This is a genomic window from Micromonospora halophytica, assembly GCF_900090245.1.
In the GTDB taxonomy this organism is placed as follows: domain Bacteria; phylum Actinomycetota; class Actinomycetes; order Mycobacteriales; family Micromonosporaceae; genus Micromonospora; species Micromonospora halophytica.
Genome location: NZ_FMDN01000015.1, coordinates 124,277 through 146,725, shown reverse-complemented (window position 1 = coordinate 146,725; position 22,449 = coordinate 124,277). Strand labels below are relative to the sequence as shown.

Annotated in this window: 17 protein-coding genes and 1 pseudogene; 6 read left to right on the top strand and 12 right to left on the bottom strand. The window is 73.2% G+C overall.

Annotation, left to right across the window (positions count from 1 at the left end; translation table 11 throughout):
* The 3 genes and pseudogenes from GA0070560_RS19375 to GA0070560_RS19365 form a co-directional block, all read right to left on the bottom strand.
* Positions 1-260, bottom strand: a pseudogene (locus GA0070560_RS19375) (IS982 family transposase); the annotation flags it as partial.
* A 24-nt stretch (positions 261-284) separates the two neighbouring features.
* Complete coding sequence (locus GA0070560_RS19370) at positions 285-818, bottom strand: hypothetical protein (protein WP_091299603.1); 534 nt, start codon at positions 816-818, stop codon at positions 285-287.
* Positions 775-1,557, bottom strand: a complete 783-nt coding sequence (locus tag GA0070560_RS19365) for a TnsA-like heteromeric transposase endonuclease subunit (protein WP_091299599.1) — start codon at positions 1,555-1,557, stop codon at positions 775-777. The genes GA0070560_RS19370 and GA0070560_RS19365 overlap by 44 nt, the downstream gene beginning before the upstream one ends.
* 176 nt (positions 1,558-1,733) lie before the next feature.
* Here GA0070560_RS19365 and GA0070560_RS19360 point away from each other — a divergent pair, with 176 nt between their 5' ends.
* Positions 1,734-2,381, top strand: a complete 648-nt coding sequence (locus GA0070560_RS19360; RefSeq protein WP_091299670.1) for a hypothetical protein — start codon at positions 1,734-1,736, stop codon at positions 2,379-2,381.
* Positions 2,382-2,594: 213 nt separating this feature from the next.
* On the opposite strand, the gene GA0070560_RS19355 is transcribed toward GA0070560_RS19360, so the two are convergent.
* The 7 genes from GA0070560_RS19355 to GA0070560_RS19325 all read right to left on the bottom strand — a co-directional run bounded on the left by GA0070560_RS19355 (position 2,595) and on the right by GA0070560_RS19325 (position 11,403).
* A complete protein-coding gene (locus GA0070560_RS19355) occupies positions 2,595-4,094 on the bottom strand; it encodes an MFS transporter (protein WP_091299595.1) in 1,500 nt (499 codons plus the stop codon).
* Positions 4,091-5,875 (bottom strand): IucA/IucC family protein, encoded by a 1,785-nt coding sequence (locus GA0070560_RS19350; RefSeq protein WP_091299591.1) that lies wholly within the window; start codon positions 5,873-5,875, stop codon positions 4,091-4,093. The genes GA0070560_RS19355 and GA0070560_RS19350 overlap by 4 nt, the downstream gene beginning before the upstream one ends.
* A complete protein-coding gene (locus GA0070560_RS19345) occupies positions 5,872-6,447 on the bottom strand; it encodes a GNAT family N-acetyltransferase (RefSeq protein WP_091299588.1) in 576 nt (191 codons plus the stop codon). Before GA0070560_RS19345 ends, GA0070560_RS19350 begins: the two co-directional genes overlap by 4 nt.
* Positions 6,444-7,736, bottom strand: coding sequence for a lysine N(6)-hydroxylase/L-ornithine N(5)-oxygenase family protein (locus GA0070560_RS19340; protein WP_091299585.1), 1,293 nt, complete (start codon positions 7,734-7,736; stop codon positions 6,444-6,446). The genes GA0070560_RS19345 and GA0070560_RS19340 overlap by 4 nt, the downstream gene beginning before the upstream one ends.
* A 19-nt stretch (positions 7,737-7,755) precedes the next feature.
* Entirely contained in the window at positions 7,756-9,315 is a 1,560-nt protein-coding gene (locus GA0070560_RS19335; protein ID WP_091299583.1) for a pyridoxal phosphate-dependent decarboxylase family protein, read from the bottom strand.
* A gap of 136 nt (positions 9,316-9,451) precedes the next feature.
* Positions 9,452-10,696 (bottom strand): MFS transporter, encoded by a 1,245-nt coding sequence (locus GA0070560_RS19330; RefSeq protein WP_091299580.1) that lies wholly within the window; start codon positions 10,694-10,696, stop codon positions 9,452-9,454.
* Positions 10,693-11,403, bottom strand: a complete 711-nt coding sequence (locus tag GA0070560_RS19325; protein WP_091299576.1) for a siderophore-interacting protein — start codon at positions 11,401-11,403, stop codon at positions 10,693-10,695. The genes GA0070560_RS19330 and GA0070560_RS19325 overlap by 4 nt, the downstream gene beginning before the upstream one ends.
* A gap of 99 nt (positions 11,404-11,502) precedes the next feature.
* Between GA0070560_RS19325 and GA0070560_RS19320 the strand changes: the two genes are divergently transcribed.
* The 4 genes from GA0070560_RS19320 to GA0070560_RS19300 all read left to right on the top strand — a co-directional run bounded on the left by GA0070560_RS19320 (position 11,503) and on the right by GA0070560_RS19300 (position 16,289).
* On the top strand, positions 11,503-13,569 hold the full coding sequence (locus GA0070560_RS19320; RefSeq protein WP_091299667.1) for a penicillin acylase family protein: 2,067 nt from the start codon (positions 11,503-11,505) through the stop codon (positions 13,567-13,569).
* Positions 13,566-14,162, top strand: coding sequence for a GNAT family N-acetyltransferase (locus GA0070560_RS19315; protein ID WP_091299571.1), 597 nt, complete (start codon positions 13,566-13,568; stop codon positions 14,160-14,162). Before GA0070560_RS19320 ends, GA0070560_RS19315 begins: the two co-directional genes overlap by 4 nt.
* Positions 14,163-14,298: 136 nt before the next feature.
* Positions 14,299-15,603, top strand: a complete 1,305-nt coding sequence (locus GA0070560_RS28805) for an endonuclease domain-containing protein (RefSeq protein ID WP_170839483.1) — start codon at positions 14,299-14,301, stop codon at positions 15,601-15,603.
* Between the two features lie 326 nt (positions 15,604-15,929).
* The gene (locus GA0070560_RS19300; protein WP_091299558.1) at positions 15,930-16,289 is read left to right on the top strand and encodes a YciI family protein; all 360 of its coding nucleotides are present in this window, start codon (positions 15,930-15,932) and stop codon (positions 16,287-16,289) included.
* Positions 16,290-16,294: 5 nt separating this feature from the next.
* Here the strand turns inward: GA0070560_RS19300 and GA0070560_RS19295 are convergent, their stop codons facing one another.
* Positions 16,295-16,768 carry a cytidine deaminase family protein gene (locus tag GA0070560_RS19295; protein WP_091299554.1) on the bottom strand — a complete coding sequence of 158 codons (474 nt, stop codon included), beginning with the start codon at positions 16,766-16,768 and terminating at the stop codon, positions 16,295-16,297.
* Positions 16,769-16,977: 209 nt separating this feature from the next.
* Here GA0070560_RS19295 and hrpA point away from each other — a divergent pair, with 209 nt between their 5' ends.
* On the top strand, positions 16,978-21,036 hold the full coding sequence (gene hrpA, locus GA0070560_RS19290) for an ATP-dependent RNA helicase HrpA (RefSeq protein ID WP_091299551.1): 4,059 nt from the start codon (positions 16,978-16,980) through the stop codon (positions 21,034-21,036).
* 4 nt (positions 21,037-21,040) lie between these two features.
* Here the strand turns inward: hrpA and GA0070560_RS19285 are convergent, their stop codons facing one another.
* On the bottom strand, positions 21,041-22,402 hold the full coding sequence (locus GA0070560_RS19285) for an FAD-dependent oxidoreductase (protein WP_091299548.1): 1,362 nt from the start codon (positions 22,400-22,402) through the stop codon (positions 21,041-21,043).
* Positions 22,403-22,449: the final 47 nt, after the last annotated feature.

Here is a 22,449-nt window from a genome sequence, read left to right as displayed (position 1 = left end):
ATCAACGGCAGCGCGGCGCGGAGCCGCTTGTTGTATCCGGGGCGCTGGGGCAGGTACGGGAACATGCCGGCCAGATGAATACGGGCGTAACGGATCCAGTGCGCCTCCGAACGGGCACCGAGCAGGACCTGCGCCACGGCCAGGCAGACCAGTTCGGAGTCAGTGAGCAGCGGCGGCCTGCCGCGCCACCGGGGCGTGCGGATGCAGTCGTCGATCTTCACGTACAGTGTGGTCAAGAGGGTATCCAGGTCTTGCGTCACAACATGATCTTGGATGCCCTCTCTTCATGCCCACACATCGACCCCTGACTTCGGAACTACTCGTCTAGTGGCGCGCTGGTCGACCAGGCCCCAGAGTCCCTGCTCGGCATAGCGAACCCGCATCCGGCGCACCGTACATGCCGAAACCGGCCTGCCGGCGACGGTCAACTCCTCCGCCTTGGCCTGCTCGCGCTGCGCCAAGGTCGAACTCGCTGGGTCGAATCCGGGCTGCGGGAGACTGCCTGGCTCCGCGGCGGACGGTAGCCCGGTCATCACCTCGACCACCTGCCGCTGCCACCAGCGGGCCCGTTCCGCCACGTCATCCGGCAAGCTGTCCAGCAGCCCGAACGGCTCCACCACCGGTGCTGCAGGTCCATCGACAAGCTCAAAGTCCGGCGCGGCAAGCAGGAACGGCAAGAGTACGACTTGCGCCGCTTCGGAGCTGGACTGCAGCCGCACCGAGGTGCCCGCCAACGCAACCACCTGGTGCTCATCGCCGTCGAAGCGCACCCACTCACCGATGCGTAGCATCGGCATCCGTCCGACCGCCATCACCACGCTCCAACAGTGTCACCGGCGTGGCGTCGTGCAGCACCGTGCCCAGGCCGGCGGTGAGGTCACCACACCACAGCAGGTGAAACAGCACCGGCAGGACCACGATCGGATCACCGGCCTCTTCCGCCCCGGCGATCAGCGGTGCGGTATCGACGAACACCTCGCGCAGCGCCGCCACGACGCCGGGCACGCGGTAACGCGGATGCCGGTAACCGGCTAGCCAGCGCACGTTGGTACTGAGCACAGGGTCAGGCACTCCAACGAGGCGATAGTCCCATCCGACCAGCTCACATGCCCGCCGCATCGCATCGAACGCTGCGGCGTCGCGCGGCTTGATCCGCTCCACCGGACGGCAGTCGACAACCACCGCACAGCCATCGACAAGACGCGCGAAGTAGTCCGGCGCGTGCGAACGACGGCGGCCTTCTTCGTCCCAGAACAGCCAGAACGGCTGCGAAGCGATGCCGACCACCGCAGGATCGAAATCCAACAACATCAGGTGGTCCCGCTCCAGCCAGGACTCATAGCCGACATGCCCACCGGTCGTTGACGACCACCACAGGCCCGGGAAGTGCCGCTGCCGCTTACGCGACGAGAAGGCCCGCACCGGCTTACCCAGCTCGAACCGCACCTCAGCCGAGTTGATCAAGCTGGCACGAGGCTCGGCTCCGTCGGCGACCACGTAGCCGATCTCGAACTCAGCCGTAACCGGAACACCAGAGCCAGGCACCGCGCGAAGCATCCCGGCACCGTACCGCTGGCCACCTTCAGCCGGACGTGGCCACGCCGTTGGCCAACTTCCCGTGGACTGGCCATCTTCGGCTGGACCGGACATCGACCCTTTCGTGCCCTGGGCGATGTCAGGCCCGTCGATTAGAATGTATGTACTAATCGAGTTCCTGACCTGGGAGGATGCTCGTGACCGCGCCCACTTCCGCGACCCCGCTCACCCCCTACGCCACCCTCCTCGGTTTCACCCGGTACGTCGACCGCACCGGCCCCACCAAGGCCACCTTCGTCGGCGGGCTGCGCAAGCAGCGGGCCAGCCGCTCCGGCTTCAACCCGCACGGTCAGTTCGTCAAGGCGCTCAAGGCCGACGTCGCCTTCCACACCGGCGGCACCCACCTCGCGCAGGTGGCCGATCTGGTCAAGCCCCGCTGGCGCCCGCTCTACCAGGCGCTGGTCCCCGGGGCGACCGCCTGGCTGGAGTCCCTCGGCGACCCGAGGTCGGTCGAGCTGGCCCAGACCCGCGACGCGCTCGCCATGCTGGGCGACCTGCCCGTCAAGATCAACCCGCACTTCGGCGTCCGGTACGCCGACGGCCACGCCGAGGCGGTCCGCCTGCACTTCGACGAGACGCCGCCGAGCGAGGAGGCGACGCTGGCGACCCTGCACCTGATGGCCCGCCACATGGACGCGGTGCTGCCGCACGCCGAGCCGGTCCTGGTCGACGTGCGGCGCGGCACGGCTCACCGGATGCCCGCCGACACCAAGCCCGACCAGGTGGAGCGCTGGCTGGCCGGTGAGGCCGCCGCCTTCCGCGCCATCTGGTCCACCGCCGCCTGACCTGCGCCTTCCGACATCCGCCCCCCTGACCTGCCCAACCCTGATCCCGCCGCCCTGACCTTCGCAGCCTGACTCCGCCGCCCGTCCTTTCGGCTCCGTCACCGCAGCCGCGAGGGCGGGCGTCGGCCTGCTCGCGGACAGGGGCGGGACGCCGCCCCGGTGCGCACCGGCCGCCCGGGTGAGCCGTCGGGGCGCGCACGGACGGCCGGCGGATCAACCGGCGCGCTCGGCCCGGCGGATCAGTCCGGCCGCCACGAGCCCACCGACCAGGACGGCGATGGCGCCGACCGTCTGCCCGGTCTCCAGCGCCACCCGGAAGGCGTCCGAGACGAGCCCGCGCTCATCCTCGGTGCGGGCGGCGGCCAGCGCCGCCGGGAACGACCCGGCGCCGGCCAGGGCGGCCGGCAGCAACGCGCTGAACCGGGCGTTGAGCACCGCGCCCAGCACGGCGATGCCGAGGCTGCCGCCGAGTTCGGTCATGGTGCCGTCCACCCCGGCCCCGGCGCCGGCCTTCTCCGCCGGGATCGCGCTCATCACCGCCTCCACGATGGCCGGGTTGGCCAGCGCGCAGCCGGTGCCCATCACCAGCAGCCCGGCGAGCAGCACCGGATAGCCGTCCCCCGGGGCGTGGGTGACCAGCGCGAGCCCGGCGGCCAGCAGCACCATGCCGACCGCGATCGCCGCCGGCACCCCCAGCCGACGGATCAGCGCGGCGGCGACGCCCGCGACGTTGAGCACCACGATGGAGAGCGCGAACGGCACCATCCGCAGGCCGGCCTCCCAGGCGGTGTGGCCGCGGATGAACTGCAGATGCTGGGTGAGCAGGAACAACGCCCCGGTGGCCCCGAAAGTGATCAGCACGACCCCGCAGACCGCGCCGACGAACCGCCGGTGCCGGAACAGGTCCATGTCCAGCATGGGGTCGGGGATCCGCCGCTCCCACAGCACGAAGCCCGCCAGCAGCACGATCCCGCCACCGGCCGCGCCGAGCACCGCCGGAGCGCGCCACCCCACGTCCGGGCCGGCGATGACCGCCCAGACGATCCCGGTCAACCCGGCCGTGGAGAGCAGCACGCCACCGAGGTCGGGACGGCCACCACGCGGGTCGCGTGACTCCGGGACCAGCGCCCGGACCGCCAGCAGACAGACCAGCACCACCGGCAGGTTGACCAGGAAGACGGCCTGCCACGGCAGGTGGGCCAGGATGGCCCCGCCGACCGGCGGCCCGGCGGCGAACCCCAGCGCGCTGGTCGCCGCCCAGAGGCCGATCGCCCGCTGCCGCTCGGCCCCGTGGAAGACCTGCATGGCCACCGCGAGGGTGGCGGTGACCAGCAGCGCCCCGCCGATGCCCATGCCGGCCCGGGCCGCGATCAACTGGCCGCCGGAGCGGGCCAGCCCGGCAGCGAGCGAGCCGGCCCCGAACAGGACCAGCCCGGCCAGCAGCATCCGGCGGCGGCCGTACCGGTCGGCGGCGCTGCCGGCGCTGAGCAGCAGGCCGCAGAGCACCAGGGCGTACGCGTTGATCATCCACTGGACGTCGCCGGTGGTGGCGTCGAGTTCGGTGGTGAGCACCGGGATCGCCACGGTCAGCACGGTGTTGTCCAGCACCACGATCACCTGGGCGAGGCAGAGCACCGCCAGGATCAGCCACCGGTGGCGGACCGGGGCCGCGGCGCCGATCTCCCGCCCGGCCGGCGGGGCGGCGGCGCTCACCGCTGCGGGGCGAAGCGGGCGAGCGGGTTGGCCAGGGCGCCGACGAACTGGAGCGCGGCCGACGGGTCGGCGAGGTCGACCATCTGCCGGTTGTCGCGCAGTTGCAGCCGGTTGAGACACGACAGCGGGAACTCCGCGGCGAACAGGTCGTACCGGCGCAGCCGGTCGGCCAGGTGCGGGACGCTGTCGGCGTAGTCCACGGCGGTGGCGGCGACCGTGCGCCAGAAGGTGTCCTCGTCGAGGACGCCCTCGGTGACCAGGATGGCGCTGAGGTGGCGCAGGAAGCAGTCGACGACGTCGGTGAAGATCGACAGGATCTTCTCCTCCTCGGGAACGGCGACCCGGATCCGGCGTACCGGCTCCGGCAGGTCGGCCTCCGGGTCCATCACCACGATCTCCTCGGCGATGTCCTTGAAGATCACCCGCTCCACCACGCCGTCGTGCAGGACGAGGATGACGTTCTCCCCGTGCGGCATGAACGCGAGGTCGTGGGCGTAGAGGCTGTGCAGCAACGGGACCAGGTAGGTGTCGAGGTAGCGGCGCAGCCACACCTGCGGGGCCAGCCCGGACCGGGCGACCAGCGCGCCGGCGAACGAGCGGCCCGCCCGGTCGACGTGCAGCAGGGACGCCATGGTCGCCAGCCGCCGCCCCGGTTCCAGGCCGGGGACCGGGCTCTCCCGCCACAACGCCGCCAGCATCTTGCGGTACGGGGAGTACCGGTCGGTCGCCGCCTCGTACTGGCGGTGCCGGTACCCCACGGCGGCCCGCTCCCGGATGATCGACAACCGGGTACGCCGGAACACCGGATCGGCGGCGACGAGGTCGGCGAGCCAGTCGTTGATGGCCGGGGTGTTCTCCATGTACGCGGCGGACAGGCCCCGCATGAAGCCCATGTTCAGCACCGACAGGGCGGTCTTGACGTAGTGCCGGGTCGGGTCGGTGACGTTGAAGAAGGTGCGGATCGACTGCTGGGCGAGGTGCTCGTCCGGCCCCTCGCCGAGGCACACCAGCCGACGCCGGGCGACCTCGCCGGCGAAGCTGACGGAGAGCTTGTTCCACCACTGCCAGGGATGCACCGGGATGAGCAGGTAGTCGGCCGGGTCCAGGCCGAGATCGGTGAGGGTGCGCGCGAAGCCGGCGAGGGTGTCCTCGCCCAGTTCGGCCCGGACCAGCGTGTCGTGGTCCAGGTCGGCGGCGCTGCTGAAGGTGGCGTGGTCGCGGTGCGCGGCCAGCCAGAGCAGCCGGACCGGCCGGGCGGCCTCCGGGGCGTACCGGTGGTACTCGTGCACCCCGAAGCCGATCCGGCCGTTGTTGGCCACGAAGCAGGGGTGCCCCTCGGTCATCTGCGTCTCGATCTCCTGGAAGTCCGCCTTGACCAGGTCGGCGGCGCTCACCTCCGGCTTGCCGAGCTTGTACGCGGTCCCGGCCAGGGTCGAGCTGATCTCCTCCAGGTAGACCGGCAGGACCTCGTCGGAGAGGCCGAGCGCGCCACGCAGTTCCAGGCAGAGGTCGACGGCGTCGAGGGGCAGCTCCCGTCCCCCGGCGTGCCGGGTGATGCCGGCGGCGTCGACCTGCCAGTGGTCCAGGGCGAACCGGCGGGCCGTGAACCGGTACTCGACCGCGCCGTCGTCGCTGCGCACCCGGTAGCGGTCCGCGCCCAGCGGCTCGGGGACGATCAGGCGCTCGTGGGCGAACTCCGCGAGGGCCTTGCGGACCAGCAGCCGGTTGGCCGCGTCCCAGCGTGCCGGCGTCAGATGGTCCACGGATGCGGTCGCGTTCACGCGGGCACGTCTCCTCGGGTGGCGGTCCGGAACTGGTCGCGGGTGCAGACGCTGAGCAGGGCGTCCTTCTCCGGCTTGCGGATCGGGCCGACGACGGTGAAGCCGACGGCCGCGTTGAGCGCGTGCACGGCGGTGTTGCGCACGTCCGGCTCCACCACGACCCGGCGGGTGGCGGGGTCGGCGAAGAGCCAGGCCAGCACGGTGGTGATGACCGCGCGGGTGAAGCCGGACACGGGGGTGTCGGTGGGCGCGCACAGGAAGTGCATGCCGACGTCGCCGTCGGCGTGGTCGTACCGGCCGGCGAGTTCGACGTGGGCGGGGTCGTACCGCTCGGCGAGGAACGCCGGCCGGCCGCGCCAGGACCCGAGGAACGCCTCGTGGTGCGGGTGCACGGCGATGCGCCGGTACTCCTCCGCCACCCGGGCCAGGTCGGCGTCCTGCATCATCCAGAACGCGGCCTTGGGGTGGGTGACCCAGCGGTGCAGCAGCGCCGCGTCACCGTCCGGGTCGAGGGGGCGCAGGGTGAACTCCCCCAGCCGGTCGTCGACCCGGCGGAAGGTCGGCGCGGTCACGACGCCGCTCCGGCCGGCACGCCGAACTCCTGGAAGGCGATGCGCGCCTCGATCGGGTAGTGCTCCCGCCCGGTCAGCTCCCGGATGATCCACGAGTTGCGGTACGGGCCCATGCCCAGGTCGGGCGAGGTGACGCTGTGCGCGTGGGTGGCGGCGTTCTGCAGGAAGACGCCCCGGCCGGTGTGGTCGACGCTGTAGTTGCGGGCGACGTCGAACCGGCCGTGGGAGTCCCAGCGGAGCCGGTCGCGGATCGGGTCCAGGAACTCGGGGACCTGGTAGTGGTAGCCGGTCGCCAGCACCAGCCCCTCGGTGGTGAGGGTGAGGTCGCGTCCCTGCTCGACGTTGCGCAGCCCCAGCGTGTACGTGCCGGACGGCTCGTCGTACGCGGCGGTGCTCAGCGTGGTGTTGGTCATCAGCCGGGTCGGCACCGGGCCGTGCACGTTCTTGGCGTACAGCAGGTCGTAGATCTCGTTGATCAGGTCGGCGTTGATCCCCTTGAACAGGCCCTTCTGCTCCGACTCCAGCCGGTAGCGGGTCGGCTCGGGCAGGGCGTGGAAGTAGTCCACGTAGTCCGGGGAGGTCATCTCCAGGGTGAGCTTGGTGTACTCCAGGGGGAAGAACCGCGGCGAGCGGGTCACCCAGTTGAGCTGGTAGCCGTACCTGTCGATGTCGGTGAGCAGGTCGTGGTAGATCTCGGCCGCGCTCTGCCCGCTGCCGATGACGGTGATGCTGCGCCTGGCCCGCAGCGCCGCCCGGTGCTCCCGGTACCGCGAGTTGTGGATCAGGTCGCCGCCCAGCCCCCGGCACGCCTCGGGCAGGTGCGGCGGGGTGCCGGTGCCGAGCACCAGGTGCCGGGCGCGGTGGGTCACCCGGTCGCCGGCCACCGTGGCGTGCACGACGTACCGCTCGTCGGCGGGGTCGTACTCGATGGCGGTGACCTCGTGGCCGAACCGGACGCCGGGCAGCTTCGCGGCGGCCCAGCGGCAGTAGTCGTTGTACTCGGCGCGCAGCGGGAAGAAGTTCTCCCGGATGTAGAACGGGTAGAGCCGGCCGGCCTCCTTGAGGTAGTTCAGGAAGGAGTACGGGGAGGTCGGGTCGGCCAGTGTGACCAGGTCGGCGATGAACGGCGTCTGCAGGTGGGTGGACTCCAGCAGCATGCCGGGGTGCCAGTCGAAGGCGTCGCGCGCCTCCAGGAACAGGCCGTCGAGGTCGCCGATCGGCTCGGTGAGGCAGGCCAGGCCGAGGTTGTACGGGCCCAGCCCGACGGCGATGAAGTCGTGGGTCGACACGGAGTTTCTCCAGGTGCGGTCAGCCGACGGGACAGGACAGTTCGCCGGCCGTGCGGGTACGCACGTACCAGCCAGCGTGCTCGGCGATGAGATCGAGCACGTGGGCGACGTCGTCCACGGTGGTCTCGGGGTTGAGCAGGGTGAACTTCAGGTGGTGCGCGCCGTCCACCCTGGTGCCGGCGACGAGGGCGGCCCCGGACGCCGCGAGGGCCTCGCGGGCGTACAGGTTGGCGTCGTCGACGAGTCGCCGGCCGGCGCCGGTCGGCAGGTAGCGGAAGACGACGGTGCTCAACTGCGAACGGGTCACCACCTCGAAGCGGGGGTCCTCGGTGAGCAGCCGCCAGGCGGCGTCCGCGCGGTCGACGACCTCGTCGAAGAGCGCGCCGATCGCCTCGGGGCCCATGATGCGCAGGGTCAGCCAGAGCTTCAGGGCGTCGAACCGGCGGGTGGTCTGGATGCTCTTGTCGACCTGGTTCGGGATGCGCTGCTCGACGGCCCGGGCCGGGTTGAGGTAGTCGGCGTGCCAGGTGGCGTGCCGCAGCACCCGGGCCTCGCGCACCAGCAGGGCGCTGGAGCTGACCGGCTGGAAGAACGACTTGTGGTAGTCGACGGTCACCGAGTCGGCCCGCTCGACACCGTCGAGCAGGTACCGCCGGGTGGGCGAGACCAGCAGGCCGCAGCCGTACGCGGCGTCGACGTGCAGCCACACGCCGGCCGCCGCGCAGACGTCGGCGATCGCGGGCAGCGGGTCGATGCTGCCGAAGTCGGTGGTGCCGGCGGTCGCCACCACGGCCATCACGGTGAGCCCGTCGCGCCGGCAACGCTCGATCGTGGCGGCCAGTTCGTCGGTACGCATCCGGCGGTCGGCGTCGGTGGCCACGGTGACCACCGCGTCCGCGCCGAGGCCGAGCAGCTTCGCCGCCTTCTGCACGCTGAAGTGCCCGGCCACCGAGGTGATGATCCGCAACCGCGACAACGCTTCCGGCCGGGACGGTCGTACGCCGGGCCGGCCGGCCGCCCGGGCGCAGGCCTCCTCGCGAGCCAGCAGCATCGCCTGCAGGTTGGACTGGGTCCCACCGCTGGTGAACACACCGTCGGCGGCGGGGCCGAGCCCGATCCGCTGCGCCGTCCAGTCGATGAGCCGGCGCTCGATCAGGGTGCCACCGGCGCTCTGGTCCCAGGTGTCCATCGAGGAGTTGACGGCGCTGAGCACCGCCTCGCCGAGCAGGGCGGGGATGACCACCGGGCAGTTCAGGTGGGCCAGGTAGCGCGGGTGGTGGAAGTACACCGCGTCGCGCAGGTAGACGTCCTGGAGCTCGTCCAGGGCCGCCCCGGTGTCGCCCAGCGGCCGGTCCAGGTCGATGCCGTTGATCCGGGGTGCGAGCTGCTCGGGGGTGACGCCGGTGAACGGCGTCTCGGCGGTGGCCACCCGGCCGGCGACCCGGTCGATCCCGTCGGCCAGCACCCGGCGGTAGTGCTCCACCGAGCCGGTGTGGAACAGGTGGGCCCGGCCGGTGGCCGCCGGGGCGCGGACCGCCGCGGGCGGAAGGGCCGCGGCAGTTGGTCCGGACAGACTCATGTTGGTCCTCAGAGGTCGAGAGTGGAGACGAGGGGACGCCGGAGCGCGCGCCGCCCACCGGCGCTCCGGCGACGATCGTGAAGTTAGGTTAGCCTAACCTAACTTTGGAGTCGCCGGCCCCCGGTGTGCCCTGCGATCAGTGCGACGCCGCCGCCGGCTCGGTGGTGCGGACCCGCTCGACCCGAGGGGCCCGCCGGAACCGCCGCTGGTGGGCGACGCCCGCCGCGACACCGGCCACGACCAGGGCAACGGCGGCCATCGCGACCGTGGGATAGCCCACCCGCTCGGCGGCGGCCAGCCCGGCCGAGGCCGCCACGAAGGAGCAGACCAGCCCGACCGAGGACAGCATCGTGAAGTCGGTGCCGCCGGTGCCGGGCCGCGAGTAGTCCATGTTGACCGTGTAGAGCACCACGTTGGCGACCGTGTAGGCGGCCATGAAGCAGCACAGCGCGGTCACCGTCCCACCCAGCGGGGCCCGTCCGGTCAGCAACGGCAGCAGCATCGCCGTGGAGACCGCGAGGGCGACGCCCGCCGCCACGAGCACCACGCTGCGCCCGAACCGCCCGACCGCCACCCCGGCGAGCAGACCGGCCACGATCGCCGGGACGCTGGTCACCACCCCGGTCACCACGCCGACCCGGGCCAGCGACCAGCCCGCGTCCACCAGCGCCGGGGTCACCAGCGCGTACGCCGCACCGGCGCCGACGTAGACCAGCGGCACCACCACGAAGGTCCACCACCGGCACCCGGGCTGGCCGAACACCGACAACAGCGCCCGGTACGCCGCCCGCGTGGACTCCACCCGGTCGGTGCGGACCGGTTCGCGGAAACGCCAGACCACCAGCAGCCCGAGCGAGGTCAACGCGGCCAGCAGCAGGATCGCCGCCCGCCAGCCGTACCGGTCGTAGACCACCACGCACGCGCCGCCGCCGAGCAGGTTGCCGAGGTAGCTGGCGGCGACCTGGATGCCGTTGCCGGCGCCCCGGGCGCGCTCGGCGAGCAGCCGGACGGCGACGGCGTCGACGGCGATGTCCTGGGTGGCGGAGAGGAACACGTACCCGGCGCAGATCGCGACGACCGGACCGAGCCGGCCGCCCGGGTCCTCGAACGGGACGAGGGCCAGCAGGGCCAGCACCAGACCGCCCTGGAGCACCAGCAGCCAGGAGCGGTAGTGGCCGCGGCGGCGGGAGCCGTACCGGTCGAGGACCGGCGCCCAGAGGAACTTGACCGGCCAGATCAGGCCGACGACCTGCAACAGCGCCAGGGTGTCCAGCGAGGTGCCGCCGTCGCGCAGGATGGCGGTGAGGCCGACGGTGATGAAGCCGATGCCGAGGTACTGGGTGACGTAGAGCGCGCCGAGCGCGCCGAGACGGCCCTTCACCGGGCGCTCCAGTAGCCGAGCGAGGTCACCTGGTGCTTGCCGACACCCAGCGTACGGCGGGCGTGCCGGGTGACGGCGCGGGTGCTGGCCGCCTCGCAGGCGAACCAGTAGTGCGCGTCGTCGGCGGCGGGCAGGGCCGCGCACACGGTCTCGACCAGGTACCGCCCCTCGTCCTTGCGCGGCACCCAGGTGACCTCGTGGTGCTTCCGGGCGCGCACCGGCAGCGCCTGCTCGCCCTCGTCGGCGTACTCCAGCCAGAGCGTCGCCGGGATGTCGGCGGCCGCGTCGAGCAGGCTGTTGACCGCCGGCAGCGAGGCGGCGTCGCCGACCAGGTAGAGGTGACGCGGCGCGGGGTCCGGCAACTGGAACGCAGTGCCCTGCACGGTGGCGTCGATGGTGTCGCCGGCCCGGGCGGCGACGGCCCACCGGGCGGCGCACCCGTCGTGCAGGGCGAACTCCAGGTGGAACCGCCCGGTCGCGGGGTCCGGGTCGACGAGGGTGTACGCGCGCTGGTGCGGGCGACCGCCGTCGTCGAACCACAACCGGATCCACATGGTGGGGTGCACCCCGCAGGACTCCAGCAGGCCACCGCCGTTCACCAGCAGCCGCCGGTACGCCCCGCCCACCGACTCGGCGTCGAGCACGGTGAGCCGGAAGTCCCGGCCACCCATCGCCTTGAGCACCAGGGCTTCCCAGTTGCGCTTCACGCGACCCCCTCCAGTAAGGTTCACCTTAGTTAGGGAAGGGTAGCCTAAGTTGATATTCGTACTGTGCCCGGCTCGGGCGTGTCCCCGCGGAACCGCACCGTGACCGGCATCCATCGCGACGCCTGGGGCGTGCCCCACCTGCGCGCCGGCAACGTCGACGAACTGGCCCGGCTGCAGGGCCGGGTGGCCGCCCTCGACCGGGCCTGGCAGATCGAGACCGAGCGCCGGCGCTGCGAGGGCCGGCTCGCCGAACACGTCGGCCCCGACGCCCTCGACTGGGACCGGTTCGCCCGCCGCGCCCGCCTCGACGACACCGCCGAACGGTGCTTCCACCGGCTCTCCCCCGCCACCCGACGGTGGGTCACCGCGTACACCGACGGCGTCAACGACGCCCTCGCCGAGGGCGCGGCCGGCGCGCCCGAGTTCACGGCCACCGGCTGCACGCCCGGCCGGTGGCGGCCGTGGACGCCACTGGGCGTGTTCCTCGTGCAGCACATCCTCTTCGCCACCTTCCCGAACAAGCTGTGGCGCGCACACGTCACGGCCACCCTCGGCCCCGACGCGGTCGACCTGTTCGCCGTCGAGGGACCGGGCGGCTCCGGCAGCAACGCCTGGGCGGTGCCCGGCGACCCGGCCACCGGGCGCGCGCCGGTCATCGCCGGGGACCCGCATCGCCTGCTCGAACTGCCCGGCATCTACCAGCAGGTCCGCCTCGCCTGCGACGAGTTCGACGTGTTCGGTCTCGCCTTCCCCGGCGTGCCGGGGCTGCCCCACTTCGGCCACGCCGGCGAGGTCGCCTGGGCGGTCACCAACGCCATGGCGGACTACCAGGACCTCTACCGGGAGCAGCTGCGCCGCGACGGCGACCGGGTGCTGGTCCGCGACGCCGACGGCTGGGTGCCGGCCCGCCGCCACGCCGAGGAGATCACGGTACGCGGCGGCGACACCGAGACCGTGGAGGTGATCGAGACCCCCCGGGGACCCGTCGTCGACCACGACCGGCACACCGGTGAGGCGATCAGCCTGCGCACCCCCGCCCGGGTCGAGGAGAGCCTCGGCTTCGACGCGCTGCTGCCGTTGCTGCGCGCCCGTACCGTCGACGACGTCGCCGACGCGCTGCGGGTCTGGGTGGAGCCGGTGAACAGCGTCCTGGTGGCCGACCGCAGCGGCGCCGTGCACCAACTGGTCGCCGGACTCGTCCCCACCCGCGACGACCGGTGCCGGCGCGGACCGGTACCCGGCTGGGACCCCCGGTACCGGTGGCAGGGCGGCTACGCGGAGTCGAAACCCGTCGTGGTCGACGGATTCGCCGTCTGCGCCAACGACCGCCGCGACGACGTGGCCGACCTCGGCGGCGACTTCGCCCCGCCGCACCGTGCCGCGCGGATCCGCGCCCTGCTGGCCGAGGGCGTCGCACCGGAGACCATCCACACGGACACCCGGCTCGCCACCACGCCACTGCGCGACGCCCTGCACCGGCTCGCCCCGGACACCCTCACCCCGCCCGCCCGGGCGCTACGGGAACGACTCACCACCTGGGACGGGCGGATGCGGGCCGACAGCCTCGACGCCGGCGCCTTCGCCGCATGGCGTACCGCCCTGGCCCGCCGGCTGCACGAGCACCCGCGCCTGCGCCCGCTGCGCGCCCCCGGCGCGTACGACAGGTTGTTCCGACCGTGGACGGACCCGCTGGCCCGCATCGGCCACGCCCTCGACGGCGTCGTCGCCGGGCTGCACCGGCTCGGCGCGGACGTCGCACCGGTGGTGGCGGCGGCGCTGGAGGACGCCGCGACCGCACCGGCACAGACGTGGGGACAGCGGCACGTGCTGCACCCGGTGCACCTCGGCGTGGCGCCGGCCGTCGACGACGCGGTCGCCGCCATGCGCCGCCGCATCGCCCTCGCCGGGGACACCGACTGCGTGCTCGCCACCGCCAGCGTCCCCGGGACCTCCGACGCCTGCTGGCGGGGGCCGGTCGCCCGCTACGTCTTCGACCTCGGCGACGCCGACCGCAGCCGCTGGATCGTCCCGTTCGGCGCGTCCGGACGCCCCGGCGACCCGCACTTCGACGACCAGCTGCCCCGCTGGGCCGCCGGCGAACTGAACCCGGTGACCACCGACTGGAAGCACCTCACCCCCGACCCGCACGAGACGAGGCACCCGTGACCCACCAGGAGAAGATCCCCGGCTTCGGCGAGCTGCGGCTCGTCGTGATCGACCCGGCCGTCCACGCCGAACTGCTGCACGGCTGGGTGACCCAGCCCCGGGCCACGTTCTGGGGCATGGGGTCGTACACCGTGGACGAGGTGCGCGACGTCTACGCGTACCTCGACGGTCTCGCCACCCACCACGCGTACCTGATCACGCTGGACGGCACGCCGATCGGGCTGTTCCAGACGTACCGGCCCGAGGCCGACCCGGTCGGCGAACGCTACCGGGTACGCCCCGGCGACATCGGGATGCACCTGCTGCTCGCGCCGGGGCGGCGTCCACCGCGCGGACTCACCACCGCCGTCGGCCCCGCCCTGGCCCGTTTCCTGTTCACCGACCCGACCCGGCAGCGGATCGTGGTCGAACCGGACGTCCGCAACCAGCTCGCCCTGCGCCGGCTGGAACGGGAGGGTTTCACCTTCGACGAGGAGATCGACATGCCCGACAAGCGCGCCCAACTGGCCTTCCTCACCCGCGCCCGTTTCGAGTCCCGCCAGGATCCCGTCCCACCCCACCCCTGCCCCGCCGGGGCTGGCGGCTCGTCATGATCGCGCTCGATCCGGGATGTAGTGGTCTCGTGGCTCAGGATGGCCACCACATCCATGTTCGAGCACGACCTTCGCCCGCGATCGGGGTTATCCACAGGGGACGGCGGCCGACGGCCCGAGCCGCGAGGGTGTACGCATGCCGAAAGCACCCCGTCGACCTCCCCAGCTGCGCGGGAGGATCTTCCGTGGTTCGTCGGCCGTGTCCCGCGGCCTGGTGACCCGCAACGACCTGCGCAGCTCCGCCTGGCGTCCGCTGTTCCGCGACGTGTACGCCGACGCCCGACTCACCATCACCCATCGCCACCGGTGCGCGGCGGTGGCCCGCTGGCTGGTCCCGCCCGGCTCCGCGATCGCCGGCCGGTCGGCCGCCGCGCTGTACGGCGTCGGACGGCTCTGCGCCGACGACCCGGTCGACGTGCTCGTGCCGAGCACCGTGGACGCCGCCGCGGCCAGATCGGCGGACTCACCCACGTCGGACCCACCGACGACGGACGGGACGACCACGACAGGGACGACCCCGGCGGAGGCGACCCCGGCGGAGGCGACGACCACGGCTGCAGCGATCACGGCCGCAGCGGAGCGCCCCGCTGACGCTGCCCGATCACCGTCGCCACTGCTCTCGACCACGGCAGGGATGACCACGGCCGCGACGACCACGGCAGACGCGGCGACCAGGACCGACGGGTCGACCCCGGCAGACGCAGCGACCAGGACGGAGACGACTTCGGCGGTGGCCGGCGGGGCGGCGGTGGCCGGCGGGGCGGCGGTGGCCGGCGGGGCGGCGGTGGCCGGCGGGGCGGCAGGCACGAGAACGGGCGGCCGGCGTGCCGGCCGACGACGGGGCCCGATGGCGGGACTGCGCATCCACCGGGGCCGCATGGATCCGGGTGACGTCGGGCGGCACGGCGGGCTGCCGGTCACCACGCCGGCGCGTACCTGTTGGGACCTCGCCCGCTGGCTGGACGTGGTGGAGGCAGTGGTCCTCATCGACGCTCTGCTGGCCCGCCGGCTGACCGACGTGCCGAAGCTGCGTGAGTACGCCCTGGCCCGGGCCGGCCGGCGGGGCTGGCGGACGCTGCTTCGGGCCGTCGATCTCGCCGACGCGGGGGCCGAGTCGCCGCAGGAGTCGCGGACCCGGGTCCGGTTGGTGCTGGCCGGGCTGCCCCGGCCCGAGACGCAGTGGGTCGTCTCGACCGGTGGTCGTTTCGTCGCCCGGCTCGACCTGGCCTGGCCGGAGTTCAGGGTCGCCGTCGAGTACGACGGCCTGTGGCACGACGACCCGGAACAGTTCCACCGGGACCGCCGCCGACTCAACCGGCTGCTCGGCGAGGACTGGATCGTCCTGCATGTGACGGCGCGCCGCCTCCGCGAGGACTTCGACGGCTTCCTCGCCGAGGTGCGCGCCGCGCTGCGCTCCCGTGGCCACCGCCGGCGGCTCTGACCCGCCCCCGCCTCCGCCGCGCGACCACCACCACCCGCAAGATCGTGCTCGAACACGGAAACAGTGGCCTCCCACAAGGATGAGGCCACTGTTTCCTGGATCGAGCACGATCTTGCGGCGGGGCGGCGGGGCGGCAGGCAGCAGGCAGCGGGCAGCAGGCGGCGGGCAGCGGGCAGCAGGCGGCGGGCAGCGGGCAGCAGGCGGCGGGCAGCGGGCAGCAGGCGGCGGGCAGCGGGCAGCAGGCGGCGGGCGGCGGGGCAGCGGGCAGTGGCTGGTATCCGGCGAGAGCGGGACGAAGCACGCGCTGGAGTGCCTAGGCTCCAGGTATGCGATTCGACCAGCACACCCTCGTCCTCCTGGTCCGCCCGGCGGACGCGCCGGAGCTGCCGCGCGACGCCGCCGACCTGCTGCGCGACGCCCATCTGGCGCACCAGAAGGGGCTGGTGGAGCAGGGGCTCGTGCTCGCCGCCGGGCCGTTCCTGGACCCGGACGACGAGACGCTGCGCGGCCTCGCCGTGCTGCCGATCAGCCCGGCGGAGGCCCGGGAACTGTACGCGAACGACCCGGCGGTGCGCTCCGGGCAACTGGTCGCCCACGTGGCGAGCTGGTTGGTGCCCGAGGGCAACGTGCGCTACGGCGAGGTCGCGGTGCCCCGCTCGATGCTGGAGGCGGCGGCCGGGGACTGAGCGGCTCAGTCCTCCGAGGCCGGGCGGCTGCTCGGCACGGTCGGCATCGGCCACTGCCCGGTCCGCACGATCGCCGACGGGTCGAGCTGCTGGTCCGCCCAGACGTACGTCTCGGGCAGCAGCTCGGTCACCGGCACCGGCCGCAGGGCGTCCATCGGCCCCACGATCACCTTGATCGACGGGAAGTAGTCGAGCAGCACCTGGCGGCACCGGCCACAGGGCGGGATGACCCCCCGTCCCCGGTCCCCCACCGCGACGATGGCCTCCAGGTCCCCGACCCCCTGGGTCGCGGCGGCGCCGATCGCCACCACCTCGGCGCACGGGCCGCCGGTGAAGTGGTAGACGTTGACTCCGGTGAAGACCCGGCCGTCGGCCGTGCGGGCGGCGGCGGCGACAGTGTGGTTGTCACTGCGGCAGCGCAGCTTGGCGACCGCGGTGGCGGCCTGCACCAGCGCGCGGTCGGTGTCCAGCATCGTCATGTCGGCCCCCCGGTCGTGTCGGTGGGCGAAACTCTAGCCCGACCGGCACGCCACCCTCGGCAGCCCGGTCACCGGGTGTGGCGTGGCCGGCAGGACGGCGGGCCGGCGGCCGGCGGCGGAGTTCACCTGCGCAGTCGGCGGCCCGGCGGCCGGGGGCGGCGGTAACCCGGCGGCGGTCCGTCGCCGGGCTGCCTATCCTTGGCGACGACATGCAGAATCCAGCCGCACCCGCCGAGGCCGTGACCGTCCGCGAGCTGCACCGCCGCCTGACCCCCCTGATGTTCCGCGACCAGCGCCGCCTGCAACGACGGCTGGACGGCGTCCGCAAGCTCAGGGACCCGCAGCGCCGCGACGGCGCGCTGGCCGAGATCGCCACCGAGGTGGCGCGGGCCGAGGCGCGGCTGGAGAGCCGGCGGGCCGCCGTGCCGACGATCACCTACCCGGCGCAGCTGCCGGTCAGCGAGCGCCGCGACGACATCGCCGCCGCCATCCGCGACCATCAGGTGGTGATCGTGGCCGGCGAGACCGGCTCCGGCAAGACCACCCAGTTGCCGAAGATCTGCCTGGAGCTGGGGCGCGGGATCACCGGTCTGATCGGGCACACCCAGCCCCGCCGGCTGGCCGCCCGGACGGTCGCCGACCGGATCGCCGAGGAACTCGGCACCGAGTTGGGCGACGTGGTCGGCTACAAGGTGCGCTTCACCGACCAGGTGGGCGAGAACAGCCTGGTCAAGCTGATGACCGACGGCATCCTGCTGGCGGAGTTGCAGACCGACCGGATGCTGCGCCAGTACGACACGTTGATCATCGACGAGGCGCACGAGCGCAGCCTCAACATCGATTTCATCCTCGGTTACCTCAAGCAGCTCCTGCCCCGCCGCCCCGACCTGAAGGTGATCATCACCTCGGCGACCATCGAGACCGACCGGTTCGCCCGGCACTTCGCCGGCCCCCCGACCGAGGACGCGCCCGAGGGTGAGCCGGCGCCGATCGTCGAGGTGTCCGGCCGGACGTACCCGGTGGAGGTGCGGTACCGGCCGCTGGTCGAGGTCAGCGAGGCCGACGAGGAGGACGAGGCCGACGAGGAGAACGTCCGGGACCAGATCCAGGCCATCGGCGACGCGGTCGAGGAACTGGCCGCCGAGGGGCCCGGCGACATCCTGGTCTTCCTCAGCGGCGAACGGGAGATCCGGGACACCGCCGAGGCGTTGGGCAGGCTGGTGGAGAAGCGACGGTCCCTGCTCGGCACCGAGATCCTGCCGCTGTACGCCCGGCTCTCCACCGCCGAGCAGCACCGGGTCTTCGCCCCGCACTCCGGCCGCCGGGTGGTGCTGGCCACCAACGTCGCGGAGACCTCACTGACCGTTCCCGGCATCAAGTACGTGGTGGACCCGGGTACCGCCCGCATCTCCCGGTACTCCAGCCGGCTCAAGGTGCAGCGGTTGCCCATCGAGCCGGTCTCGCAGGCGTCGGCCAACCAGCGCAAGGGGCGCTGCGGTCGCACCTCGGACGGCATCTGCATCCGCCTCTACGACGAGCAGGACTTCGCCTCCCGTCCCGAGTTCACCGACCCGGAGATCCTGCGCACCAACCTGGCCTCGGTCATCCTCCAGATGACCTCGATCGGGCTCGGTGACATCGCCGCGTTCCCGTTCATCGACCCGCCGGACCGGCGCAACGTCACCGACGGCGTCAACCTGCTGCACGAACTGGGGGCGCTGGACCCGACGCAGACCGACCCGGCGAAGCGGCTCACCCCGCTCGGGCGGCGGCTGGCCCAGCTCCCCGTCGACCCCCGGCTGGCCCGGATGGTCCTCGAGGGCGAGCGCAACGGCTGCGCCACCGAGGTGGTGGTGATCGCCGCCGCGCTCTCCATCCAGGACCCGCGGGAGCGGCCGGCGGAGAAGCAGGCCCAGGCCGACCAGGCGCACGCCCGGTTCGCCGACAAGGAGTCCGACTTCGTCGCTTACCTGAACCTCTGGCGGTACCTGCGCGAGCAGCAGCGGAGCCTGTCGTCCAGCGCGTTCCGCCGGATGTGCAAGGCGGAGTACCTGAACTACCTGCGGGTACGCGAGTGGCAGGACATCGTCAGCCAGTTGCGCCAGGTGCTGCGTACCCCGGAGCCGGGTGACGGGCGACGGGGCCGGCGGCCGGCGGGGCAGGCCGCGCCCGACGGCGGCCGGCGCGGGGCCGGCGCGGACCTGCCGGAGGAGATCGACACCCCGAAGGTGCACCAGTCGCTCCTGCCCGGCCTGCTGTCGCACATCGGGCTCAAGGACGCGCAGAAGCACGAGTACCTGGGGGCGCGCGGCGCGAAGTTCGCGATCTTCCCCGGCTCGGCGCTGTTCAGGAAGCCGCCGCGCTGGGTGATGGCCGCCGAGTTGGTGGAGACCTCCCGACTGTGGGGCCGGGTGGCCGGCCGGGTCGAGCCGGAGTGGGTCGAGCCGCTGGCCCAGCACCTGGTCAAGCGCAGCCACAGCGAGCCGCACTGGGAGAAGAAGCAGGCCGCGGTGCTGGCCTACGAGAAGGTCACCCTCTACGGCATCCCGATCGTCACCTCCCGCAAGGTCAACTTCGGCCGGATCGACCCGGCGCTGAGCCGGGAGCTGTTCATCCGGCACGCCCTGGTCGAGGGCGACTGGTCCACCCACCACCGGTTCTGGACGGACAACCAGCGGCTGCTGGCCGAGATCGAGGAGTTGGAGAACCGGGCCCGGCGGCGGGACATCCTGGTCGACGACGAGACGATCTTCCAGTTCTACGACGAGCGGATCCCCGCCGACGTGGTCTCCGGGCGGCACTTCGACGCCTGGTGGAAGACGGCCCGCCGGGAGCGGCCCGACCTGCTCACCTTCACCCGCGAGCTGCTGGTCAACGCGGGCCGGGGCGGCGTCGACGAGGCCGACTACCCGGACCAGTGGCGGGCCGAGGGGGTCACCCTGCCGCTGACGTACACCTTCGACCCGACCGCGCCCACCGACGGCGTCACCGTGGACATCCCGCTGCCGCTGCTCAACCAGGTGCCGGCGGAGAGCTTCGACTGGCAGGTGCCGGGGCTGCGCGAGGAACTGGTCGTCGCGCTGATCCGGTCGCTGCCCAAGGCGGTCCGGCGCAACTTCGTCCCGGTCCCGGACTACGCCCGCGCCGCGCTCGCCGCGATCACCCCGGGCGAGGAGCCGCTGCTCGACGCGCTGACCCGGCAGCTGCGCCGGATGACCGGGGTCACCGTGCCGCGCGAGGCGTGGGACCCGGGCAAGCTCCCGGCGCACCTGCGGGTCGGCTTCCGGGTGCTCGACGAGGAGAACAAGCCGGTCGCCGAGGGCAAGGACCTCTCGGCCCTGCAACGCCAGCTCCGCCAGGAGGTACGCCAGGTCGTCGCCGCCGCCGCGCCGGACGTGGCCCGCACCGGGCTGACCCAGTGGGCCCTCGGCACCCTGCCGCGCACCATCGAGCAGGTCCGGGCCGGGTACGCGGTGACCGCGTACCCGGCGCTGGTGGACGAGGGCACGACCGTCGGGGTGAAGGTCTTCGACTCCGAGGCCGAGCAGGCCGCCGCGCACTGGGCGGGCACCCGGCGGCTGCTGCGGCTGACCGTGCCGTCCCCGGCGAAGTTCCTCCAGGGCCGGCTGAGCAACGAGGCGAAGCTGGCGCTCAGCCGCAATCCGCACGGCGGGGTGCAGCAGCTGATCGAGGACGCGGCCGGCGCGGCGATCGACAAGCTCATCGGCGACGCGGGCGGCACCGCCTGGGACGCCGAGGGCTTCGCCGCGCTGCGTGACCGGGTCCGCGCCGACCTGGTCGACACGGTCGTCGAGGTGATGGACCGGGTCCGCAGGGTGCTCGCCGCCGCGTACGCCGTCGAGCAGCGCCTCGGCGCGACCCGGAACCTGGCCGTGGTGGCCGCCCTGGCCGACATCCGGGCCCAGCTCACCGGCCTGGTGCACCCCGGCTTCATCACCGAGACCGGGTACGCCCGCCTGCCCGACCTGCTGCGCTACCTCACCGCGATCGACCGGCGGCTGGACCGGCTCCCCGGCAACCCGCAGCGCGACAAGTCCCAGCAGGACCGGATCGCGGTGGTGCGGAAGGAGTACGCCGACCTGCTCGCCGCCCTGCCGCCGTCGAAGCGGCAGTCGGCGGCGGTACGGCAGATCCGCTGGATGATCGAGGAGCTGCGGGTGAACGTCTTCGCCCAGGCGCTGGGCACCCCGTACCCGGTGTCGGAGCAGCGGATCTACCGGGCCATGGACGACGCCGAGGGGCGCTGACCGGTCAGGCCGGGTGGCGTTGCACCTGCCGGACCGGCGCCGGGGCCGGACGCGGGCCGCGCAGCACGCGCAGCATCCGGCCCGGGGTGAGCAGCCGGGTCGGCGGGTCGACCAGGTTGATCACCCGCAGGAAGGCCGCACCGAGGTCCGCGTCGGTGGTGGCCGCCGCGTGCAGCCGGGCGATGTAGGCGTTGACCAGCCGCACCTTGAGGGTGCGCCGGCCGGCGACCTCGGGGAAGCGCAGGTCGGTGCCGACCGAGATCTGCCAGGGCACGTCGATCAGCCGGGCCGCGCCCCGGTAGAAGCGACGGGCCAGCCCGGCGCCGCCCTCGGCGAGCAGCCGGCGCAGCAGCAGCGCCTCCAGCGAGGCCACCGTGATGCCCTGTCCGTAGATCGGGTTGAAGCTGCACAGCGCGTCGGCGAAGACCAGGTGGCCCTCGGGCGGCCGGCGCAGCCGCTCGTAGCGGCGGCGGACGCTGGCCGGGTAGCGCATCCGGACCGGTTCGCTCAGCGGTGGCGCGGTACGCAGCAGCTCGCCGATCTGCGGGGCGAACAACGACCCGGCGAACGCGGCCATGCCCTCGTCGTCGGTGGGCGGCTGCTCCCCGAGCACGCCGCTGAGCACCACCGCGAACCGGTCGTCCTCGTGCGGGGCGACGATGCCGGCGCGCGGCCGGCCCGGCACCGCGTTGGCCAGCGCCCCCAGCAGTCCCTCCAGCTGACCCGGCTCCCGGCGGTAGGTGCGGGTGACGTAGGTGACGTTGATCTCGACCCGCTCCTCGGGCGCGCCCGGGTAGCCGAGTTCGGCGAGCCAGACCGGGCTGCGGCTGCCCCGGCCGCCGGCGTCGACCACCAGGTCGGCGTGGATGGCGATCTCGGTCCGGTCCGGTCCGCCGGGGACCACCCGCACGCCGGTGACGCGGGTCCCGTCGCCGGTGGTGAGCAGACCGGTGACCTCGTGCCCGGACAGCACCCGTACGCCGGGCAGGGCGGCGACCCGCGCCCGCACCACCTGCTCCAGCAACGGCCGGCTCATGCCGTAGGCGACCAGGTCGGAGGGGGCGCGGCGCATCCGGTGCCCGTCGTTGTACCAGTGCACCTCGCCGTGCAGGTCGACCGGGCAGGCGCCCCGGGCGGTCAGCTCCTCGCCGATGCCGGGGAACAGTTCGACGAGCACCTGCCGTCCCCGGTCCAGCAGTACGTGCAGCTGGCGCCCCTGGGGCACGCCGCGGCGGCTGGTCGGGGTCGCCGGCAGGGCGTCCCGGTCGAGCAGCAGCACCTCGTCGTACGCGTCGCTGAGGGCGCGGGCGGCGAGCAGGCCGCCCATACTGGCGCCGACCACGACGGCGCGTCCGCTGGCTGCCATGTGGGCAGCGTAGGCGGGACGCGGGCGGCGGCGCGTCTTCCAGAGTG